At 31.5% G+C, this 232-nt stretch carries 1 pseudogene; it reads left to right on the forward strand.

Features of this window, described 5'->3' with window-relative positions:
• Nucleotides 1-232: pseudogene (locus ERX37_RS11570) on the forward strand (hypothetical protein); the annotation flags it as partial.

A 232-nucleotide genomic window follows, 5' to 3' on the forward strand; every position in this document is an offset into this window, starting at 1 on the left:
CTATGCAAATAGTAAATAAGAGAGAATTCTCTAAATTAAATTTCTTATTTCCAAATAATGATGAACAAATCAAAATTGGGAAGTTATTTAAAGAACTCGATAACGCCATCACCCTTCATCAGCGTAAGGGTATGTATATTTATACGTTATGTGAGCTCAGATACTTAAAAAGGGGAGAGAAATGGGAATGGTTTCGGGTTTTGATAAGGATTATGCTGAGAATATATTTCAA

The sequence above is a fragment of the Macrococcus hajekii genome, assembly GCF_004359505.1.
Taxonomy (GTDB): Bacteria; Bacillota; Bacilli; order Staphylococcales; family Staphylococcaceae; genus Macrococcus; species Macrococcus hajekii.